The following is a 6,460-nucleotide window of genomic DNA, read 5'->3' on the forward strand; positions in this document are numbered from 1 at the left end:
CACCCGGACGCCGGTCGAAACGAGTCCCCATCAGCCGCGGCGCACAATGGTGATGCTGTCGACACCGGACCACGCCGACCTGCACGCCCTGGTGCAGTCAGGCCTGGTGGAACCACTTCTCGGTGGCTGTCATCTGCTCGTCGGTGTCGGTCATGATGACGAACTCTCCCGTGTCCTGGATGAACGGCAGGGCTCGCAGCGCCTCGGCACTGGGCAGGTCGTCGGGAACCGGGCCGTCGTCGTAGGAGTCGACAGCGGCGTCGTAGGTGACCCATTGGTTGGCCTCGAGCAGCTCGACGAAGCCGGCGTAGTCGTCGTGGTGCCTGGCCAGGACCGCACCGGTGCGATGGTCGGTGATGGTGTTCACCACCGGGCAGGTCCCCTTGCCCGGGCACTCGCCGTGACCGCCGCCGTCGTGGTCGACCAGGATGTAGCCCTTGGCTTCTAACGCCGCGGCGCGCTCGGCGTGGAGTTCATCGAGGCGCCGGTAGTGCGCGACGGCGTCGAGCGCGTAGCCAATCACGGCACGGCCGACCTCAAGCGCAAGGTGGTCCGGGATCTCGACCTGGCCGGTCAGCGGCGAGATCGGGGGCGAGGTCGGGCTGGTCATGGTCACGGCGACCAGCCTGACCGACAACCTTCAACGACGCCTGCCGAGAGAGTGAACCCGACGCAACAACAGACATTGTCGTACCGCAGCCGTCACGTGGTGTAGGGGCTGGGACGATGGAGCGCTCGCGCAGCCGCCCCGGAGGGTGCGAACAGGGCAGGCGGCCTAGTGCGCGGGCGCTTCGGTGGCCTGGTGCGCGTGCATGCCGGCGGCGATCGCTTCCCGTACTGCAGTGGGATCGACAGCGCCGGTCGTCGCCCGGTCGCATTCGGTCAGGGCAGCGCGGATGCCGGCCAAGAGGACCAGGGTGTGGCAGCCGGTGTGCTCCTCCGGGTTCTCCTGGTCATGCTGGGTCTGGATCGCGCCCAGGAGCTCGTCGAGGGGCGTCGGTGTCGCCGCGCCGGGTGGGCTCGGTTGGGCTGCAACGCTGCGCCAAGCGCTGCTGGTGAGGGTCTTGGCGCTCATAGTCGTCTCCCGTCCGACCAGGTCCGGCCGGGTCGGGTAGGCGATGTTTTGGACGATGAACGACGGGGTGGTGGCGGCATGGTTCTGCCGAACGACCCGGATGGTCCTACCGGCCTCTTCTGGGCGTTTGGAGGTCGTGACGTACTCCTGGTCGGTCAACCGATGTGTCATCTCGTGCTGCTCCCGTCGTGTGGCACCTGACCGTTGGGGCCTGGGTCCGGACCGCTGTCGGCCCGGCGCCCGCGGTGACAGTAGCGTGCCCGGCCTGCTCCTTGAGCAGGGCGCAGCGGGAGCTCATGCCGCGCATTTCGCTGCCGTCAAGCGTCCTCGCTGGTTACGGGTCGGTGCGAGGCCTCGGCCGAGGACCGCTCGGTCAGCTCGCTCCAGACGGCGTAGCAGGTGCACGCACGGCTTCGCCAGCGCCAGGGGTCCAGCTTGTGAAGCTTCGAGCGCAGCGGCTCGGCGTACGCGCTGACGGAGGTGGCACCCCACCGCACACCGGGTAGTTCCTGGGCGCCCCGCAGGTAGATCCGAGTGCCGATGCCGAGCCCCGTGTACTCGCGCCACCGGGGTGCCCGGTCCTCAGGGTCTTCGACCCGGGTTGGGTCGATCGAATCGATGCCATACCCCCGTGAGTAGACCCGCCCCTCGGGCTTGTCCGGGTGGTACATGAACCGTGCCCTGAGCCCGGAGGCCGGGTGCTGCACGGTCAGCCACTGCTCGCCCGCGCGGTGGGCCTGGGACGTATCCAGCTCGGCCTCCTGGTGGTGCACCAGGAGCACCGGGTCGCTCGCGATCGCTTGCCGGCGAGCGATCTCGGCCCGAATGTACCGCTCGATCCCCTCCGCGCTCAGGCGCTCGGCCAGCGGAGGCAGGGTCTCGACGACGTCCGCGTACGCGTCGCGCACACCGCGGCGCTCCAGGACGAAGGCGACAACCTCGTCCAGCACGCTGAGCATCCCGGGGTGGAAGGGATTGCGCAGGCTCTCGTGGAGGACCTGATACCGGTCCAGGCCCCCGCCGATGTCCCGGGCTGCCACCTGGTCCCAGCCTGCGCGACCGACGAGCGCTGAGGACGCGCGGCGTCCCATCCGGGCAGTGGCGTACTCCATCCACTCTCCCGGCGCGGTGAACCACCGACGCCCGTCCAGGGCGGCGAGCGTCGTTTGCTCGGCCCGTGCTGCGGCGACGGCGTCGGCGACCGGATCGGCGGCCTGTCTCAGGTCGGTCATCGTCGGGCTACCTCCATGGCATGGCCGGATGGTCAGACTCTGCGATGCGTGTCTCACGTGCCCAGCAGTCGTGCACCGGGGTGTGGCCCACAGGTCGCGGAACGCAAGACGTGCACGGAGATCATGATGCGGTCCACCACTGACACGCTGCGAGCCCGCACGGTTGATGGCCACCGGGAGGGCCAGCCGACGAGAGTGTCAGTGGCTCGGGCGATACTCCTGCTCATGGATGAGGGGCGGGCTCCAGACGAGACACAGGACCAGGGCCAGGCGGTACTGAAGCAGTTCCAGCAGAGCACCGAGCGGATGGTGGTCGCAGCCGACAGTGACCATGGCTTCAAGCTGGTGAGTTTTCCGGTCGATCTCACCGACGAGGAAGCCAAGAAGGCGTTCCGGAAGTACACCTACGACCACCTGGTGTGCGTGATCGACAACTGCCACGCACCGCTGCGTGCCCACTTTCGGACGACTCGGCGCCCGGGGTTTCAACATGAGCCTGGCACCGCCAACCCGCACGGCGAGGAGTCTCACCTGCACCAGATGGGCAAGCGGCTGGTGGCCCGCTGGGCTGGTGAGCAGGCAGGCGCGAGCGTGCAGGTCGAGGCGACCTCGCGCGACCGGACCCGGCGGCCCGACGTCACGATCACCACCCCGAGCGGGAAGCAGATCGCGGTCGAGGTGCAGTACGCGAGCATGACGATCGCCCAGTATCGGGCCCGCGACGAAGACCACGCTCGACAGTACGCGGCACGCGTGTGGCTCCTGGGCCACGCCGGCGAGCACTTCACCGTCGACGACGGCCGCATCAAGCTGAACGAGCTCGCCCGAAGGATCGCCGACGACGGGAACACCTTGCTGTGGATCAACCCACAGGACGGCACGATCCTGACCGCCTGGTCCGGCTCAGAAAAGGACCCCCACCCGCTCCGTGCGCAGGATAAGGAGACCGGCCTGTGGTCGATCGCGCCGCTGGATCTGTGCCACCTCGACGACCGCTCCGGCATCCTCACACCAGCAGGTAAACGCCTACGGATCGCCGAGGAGCGCCGGCTGGCCGCGCTGCGCGAGCTGGAACTTGCAGAGCAAGCCCGCCGGGAGAAGGAACGTCGGCGCGCCGAGATCGCGGCCCGTCACGAAGCCGCCCGGCGCGCCGCTGCCGAGCAGCAGCACCGCGAACGCGCCAGCGCCTGGGACGCGTCGACCGAGAAGGCGTGGCTGATCGGTGAGCACCGTGACGATGTCCTGACCCTGCTGACCGCGACCAGCCCCGAAGAGGAGGCGATAGCGAACGCTCTGGGCCAGTCGTGCGCGCACTGGAAGACTCGCGTCTACCAGCACATCGCGACAGCCAAGGACGGCGAATGGGTCTCCTGGTGGAAGGCCTTACGAGCCCTGGAGGCCACCGGCACGGACGGTGACGGCAAATCACGTCGTCTGAGCAAGGCGCATTGGCCGGCGTTCGAGAAGTACCTGCGCGTCTTGGGCGAGGCAGGGCTGATCCTCGTGATCGGAGACGACCCCAACCCGACCACCGCACCGGTGAGCATGAACGGCAGGGGAAAGCGTCGCCCCAGACCTGGCGGCGGCACTCGGAAGACCGTAGAGGCAGCCCCTGCTCTCGCGCCCGTGCAAGTGACCGCTCCACCGCCCCCGCCCCCTCCACCGCCGCCCCCGCCGGTCCAGGAGGAGCCAGCGTCGCTGGCGGAGCTGCAGCCAGTCGAGGTGTTGGCGGAGCTTCAGGAGCCACCACCGCCACCTCCCCCGGACAGCGCATTCGATACGGGTCTTGCGAGGCCAGTTGCGACCGATGCTGTCGCCGGGACCGAACGGCGGGGGGTGGGCTTCCTCCTGGATCGGCTCCTGCGACGGAGGCGCTGAAGCTTGCACAGATCTGGTGTGAAATTGGCCTCCTGGTCAGTGGTCATCGTGAGCGCAGTCCAGATCCCTCCTCGCCAACGCCGGCCCCGGCAGCGCTCGCGGACTCATGCTGGTGGGATCATCCATGCCACCGACTTGCCTGAACCAGGAGGACCTGTGGCTAGACCAAGCAGCGCCGACGAGCTTCACGACGAGCTCAAACCGCCGACGAACGCAGAGGCTTGCGAGATCTGCGGTAATCCGGGCAGCCAGGTCCAGACCGAGCGGCGCGGTGTGGTGACGGTGTGCACGACCTGCCTGGGGCGGCAGCTCCGCCGGCGACTGCCGTGGCGTCGGTACCTCAACCTGGCCGGCACTGGTCTGCTCCTCGTGCCCGTCGTGGCACTGCTTGTCGGCACGGCAGCCGAGGTAGCCGAGTACCTGCGCTCCGGGTCCGCGCCACCTGACAGCACGCTGATCGAGACCATCAGACATGGGCTGGAGCTGCTCACTGCCGTGAGCGACGTATGGGGCTCGCTCGGCGTGATCACCGCGATCGCGATCGCCCTGCCGATCTCACTGGTGACGATCGCGTCCCACGGCGAACAGATCGCGCGCCGAGCAGAGACCGCACCCGTCCCAAGCCTGGACGACCACGCCCGGCTCACCCTCCTGGACGGCGCGCTCTCGTTCAGCAAGGGCATCGCCCACTTGACTGCGGCACTGGCGTTCGTCCTGGCTATCGACGCGCTGCTCGACGGCCGGGACGGATGGGCACAGCAGACCGTGTTCTGCCTGATCCTGGCGACGATCCTGGTCCTCGAAATCGGCAAGCTCGACGCTTTCCCGAAGTTCGCCGCTCGCAGCAAGCTGCTGGTAACGGTTGCTCTCGTCAGCAGCGTCGCAGTCCGACGCGCCCTCGCCAGGGAGGTCAGTCAGGCCCAGGCAGCCACAGCGTTGGTCATCGCCCTGGCCGTGCATGCCCTCGGCTACCTCGCGGTCATGTTCCCAGCCGGGCCTGTATCAATCGGCAAGAGCCTGGTAGTGGCGGCGGTGGGCGCCGTGGGTACGGCGGTCCTGGCTGGCCTGGCCGCGTTGTACCTACGCGCCGGAGACCGGCCTTCCCTCACACTTACCGTGTTCGTCGGGTTGCTCATCGGAGCTTTCTGGGTCTCGGCCATCTACTCGGCCGCCGAAAGCATCACCGGATACGGGATCAACCCGTGGGTCGTAGTGCTGAGCGCCTGGTCGTACATACCGCTCTACCTGCTGACCACCCTCGGATTGATCGGCGCCGGCCCCTTGCGGTGGCTCGTGCGCTACACGGTGCACATCGACGACGCAATCACCAAACTTGACGATACGGCCCGTGCTTGGACGCGGAGTCGCTTCAGTCCGGAACTGAGCCTGTGGGACGACGGTATGCCCCGACCCATCGCGAACCCGGGCGCCCTGCTGCCCAGCGACGAGACAGTCGACCAGTCGGAGAGCAGTCAGGGTGGGTTGTCCAGCGAGACGCCGCGGGTGCGTCTCGACAGCGACCCGTCTACCACCGAGCACGCGGGCGTCGCCGCACCTGTGCCGCCACCGACCGACTAGATAGAAGCGCCGGCGTACGCCACCATCGCCGTCCACGAGCCCGGGATCGACAGTCCGGCCCGTGACTGTGACTGGCCCGGACGGTCCTCCCCGGGGCTCGTTGTGCCACATGCCGGTGCCACCAGTCGGTTGCTGGTGTGCGACGGGGAACCTTGGATCAAGGCCGCAGCGCGATTGTGGGCGGCGAGAGTCAGCTCACCGACCGTGGCTGGCGCTACGTCGTACTGTCAGGCGCGGTGACGCTCCCGACTTCAGCATCGGGTCGAGGTCGAGAGAATCGCAGCAGGTGCCGGAACGCAGACCCGTCCCACCCGACGTCAGCGCTCACCTCGACAACGAGCGGCTCGACCAACGTCAGGTGGAGGTCGCCGCGCGAGGCGCTGAACCGTCCCAGCGCCGACGCCGGCAGCTGCTGTGGCCACGGATGCTCTCCTGCAGGCGGGACGAGCCACGGCGCCAGCGCCCTTCGAGCGGACGTCGACAGCGGGCCGGTGCGCCCGACGACGCGCAACCGCCCGTCGACCGGGAGACCCGCCACCACCTGCTGCGGGGCCGACCGCGTACCGATCACCGCACCGCAGACGACGTCGACCGTTGCACGACGCTTGACCTTCAACCTTATCTGCACCTGAAGGGGCGCGGGGGCCCGGAGGCATGCCGACCGCAACGAAGGAGCCCCGTTCGACCCGAGCCCCTG

The 6,460-nt window shown here is 68.5% G+C and carries 5 protein-coding genes; 2 read left to right on the top strand and 3 right to left on the bottom strand.

From position 1 onward, the window contains the following. Positions 1 to 97 precede the first annotated feature (97 nt). The 3 genes from C8K30_RS05510 to C8K30_RS05520 form a co-directional block, all read right to left on the bottom strand. A complete protein-coding gene (locus C8K30_RS05510; protein WP_146197358.1) occupies positions 98 to 616 on the bottom strand; it encodes a hypothetical protein in 519 nt (172 codons plus the stop codon). 159 nt (positions 617 to 775) lie between these two features. Continuing rightward, positions 776 to 1,234 (bottom strand): hypothetical protein, encoded by a 459-nt coding sequence (locus C8K30_RS05515; RefSeq protein WP_146197359.1) that lies wholly within the window; start codon positions 1,232 to 1,234, stop codon positions 776 to 778. A 158-nt stretch (positions 1,235 to 1,392) separates the two neighbouring features. Beyond that, entirely contained in the window at positions 1,393 to 2,307 is a 915-nt protein-coding gene (locus C8K30_RS05520; RefSeq protein WP_108491809.1) for a hypothetical protein, read from the bottom strand. A 225-nt stretch (positions 2,308 to 2,532) separates the two neighbouring features. Here C8K30_RS05520 and C8K30_RS05525 point away from each other — a divergent pair, with 225 nt between their 5' ends. Together C8K30_RS05525 and C8K30_RS05530 are read left to right on the top strand one after the other, a co-directional pair. Next, complete coding sequence (locus C8K30_RS05525; protein ID WP_158280944.1) at positions 2,533 to 4,185, top strand: competence protein CoiA family protein; 1,653 nt, start codon at positions 2,533 to 2,535, stop codon at positions 4,183 to 4,185. A 39-nt stretch (positions 4,186 to 4,224) separates the two neighbouring features. Continuing rightward, entirely contained in the window at positions 4,225 to 5,763 is a 1,539-nt protein-coding gene (locus C8K30_RS05530; protein WP_233256975.1) for a hypothetical protein, read from the top strand. The last annotated feature ends 697 nt before the right edge of the window (positions 5,764 to 6,460 follow it).

This window comes from Promicromonospora sp. AC04, from assembly GCF_003058225.1.
Lineage (GTDB): Bacteria > Actinomycetota > Actinomycetes > Actinomycetales > Cellulomonadaceae > Promicromonospora.

What these genes read in the sequence shown, in the direction of transcription:
- C8K30_RS05520 (WP_108491809.1), bottom strand. Translation starts at nt 2,307, where the DNA reads ATGACCGACCTGAGACAGGCCGCCGATCCGGTCGCCGACGCCGTCGCC.
- C8K30_RS05525 (WP_158280944.1), top strand. Translation starts at nt 2,533, where the DNA reads ATGGATGAGGGGCGGGCTCCAGACGAGACACAGGACCAGGGCCAGGCG.